Genomic DNA, 1,621 nt, shown 5'->3' with positions numbered 1-1,621 from the left:
GGGCGGGTCCGTGGCCGCCGGCGCCAGCAGGGGCTGGCGAGAAGACGGCGATACATGGCAATCCTGTCAGCGTGCCGGCGTCCCGGGGGTCGTAGCGTCGACGTCGTACCGTCCGGCCCTTCCCCTGGCTCCGCGATGTCCGCGGCTCGGCGATCCCCGCGGCTTGGTGATCTCCGCGGCTTCGCGGCCGGGCGGTGCCCGTTCCGGCGAGGTGTGTTGCGTGAACTGCTTGCTGTGCTCCCGGCCGGCGCGACCGGCGCCTGAGGCGTCCCGCGAGGCGAAACCGTGAACAAGTTCCTGCTCAGCGTGCATGTCCTTGCCGCGATCGTCGCGATCGGGCCGGTCGCCGTGGCGGCGAGCATGTTCCCGCCGGCCGCCCGCGCGGCGCTGGCCCGTCCGGGCGACGAGCACTCCGCCGGGGTCGCGCGGGTGCTGTACCGGATCTGCGGGATCTACTCGGCACTCGGCCTGCTCGTGGTCGTGTTCGGATTCTTCACCGCGCAGCGCCTCGACGTGCTCGGTCAGATCTGGCTCATGGTCGCGATCGCGCTGACCGGCCTCGCCGCGCTCGTGCTCGCCTTCGCGATCCTGCCCGCGCAGCGCAACCTCATCGACGAGATCACCACCGCCGCGGCCGCCCGCGTCGCCCGCGCCGCCGGCACCGCCGGCACCGGTGGCGCCGAGGCCTCGTCCGAAGGCGCGCCCGTCTCGGCGATGGACCTGCCGACCGCCGACATGCCGACGGCCAGTCTGCCCGCCTCGCGCGTGGCAGCGGCCCTGGACAGCGGCGCGGCGACCGGGAACGGCTTCGCGCTCGCCCGCACCAAGCGCCTCGCGATGACCGTCGGCATCTTCAACCTGCTCTGGGCCACCGTCACCGTTCTGATGATCATCCGGCCGGGCTCGACCACCGGTGTCTGAACCGGTGCGCGTGCCCCCGCCCGATGGGACGATTCGTCCTGGGTGAGGTGACGGCGACGGAGGGCGAGGAGAGTCGGATGGGGGAGGCGCTGGACACGGTCAAGCGGGCGCTGGAGGCGTTCGACGCCGGTGACGAGGCGGCGCTCCGGTCGCTGCTCGACGCAGACCTGGTCGTGGAGGCCCCCGGCGGGGTGCGCATCGAGGGCCGCGACGCCGGTGCCGGGTACAGCGCCGCGTTCCTCGCCGCGTTCGACGACGCGGACGTCGACACGCACATCCTCGCCGAGCAGGGCGAGCTCGTCGTCGAGGAGTACACCCTCACCGCCACGCACACCGGCGTCCTGCGCGATGCCGACGGCACCGAGCACCCCCCGACCGGGCGGCGCATCATCCTGCGGGTCGTCGAGGTCTACCGCGTCCGACGCGGTCTGATCACCGAGAACCGCCTCTACTTCGACCAGACCCTGCTGGCCCGCCAGCTCGACGCCGCCGACTGACCGCTGGCCGCTGACCGCCGTGCTGGGAGCGGGATCATCCGTCGGATCGGTGGGTCGATGTTCGGGCCCTGATCGATCCGGACATACTGCCTGCGGAACTCGGGCAGATCGGACGGGCCCGGGACACGGTGGAGGGCGGGACATGCAGTTCGACGACGAGTCTGTGGATGCCTCGGAGCTGGAGGACCAGCGCGGGGGCGGGG

Annotated in this window: 2 protein-coding genes; both read left to right on the top strand. The window is 72.7% G+C overall.

Going from position 1 to position 1,621, the window contains the following annotated elements; all coding sequences use genetic code 11:
• The first annotated feature begins 285 nt into the window (after positions 1-285).
• Positions 286-921, top strand: a complete 636-nt coding sequence (locus tag NBZ83_RS32030) for a protease (RefSeq protein ID WP_261576501.1) — start codon at positions 286-288, stop codon at positions 919-921.
• Positions 922-998: 77 nt separating this feature from the next.
• Positions 999-1,418, top strand: coding sequence for a nuclear transport factor 2 family protein (locus tag NBZ83_RS32025; RefSeq protein ID WP_261576500.1), 420 nt, complete (start codon positions 999-1,001; stop codon positions 1,416-1,418).
• The last annotated feature ends 203 nt before the right edge of the window (positions 1,419-1,621 follow it).

Source organism: Frankia gtarii, from assembly GCF_025403375.1.
In the GTDB taxonomy this organism is placed as follows: domain Bacteria; phylum Actinomycetota; class Actinomycetes; order Frankiales; family Frankiaceae; genus Frankia; species Frankia gtarii.
This window is presented reverse-complemented; position numbering and strand designations above follow the sequence as displayed.

Coding starts and splice junctions, on each gene's coding strand:
- NBZ83_RS32025 (WP_261576500.1), top strand. CDS start 999: ATGGGGGAGGCGCTGGACACGGTCAAGCGGGCGCTGGAGGCGTTCGAC.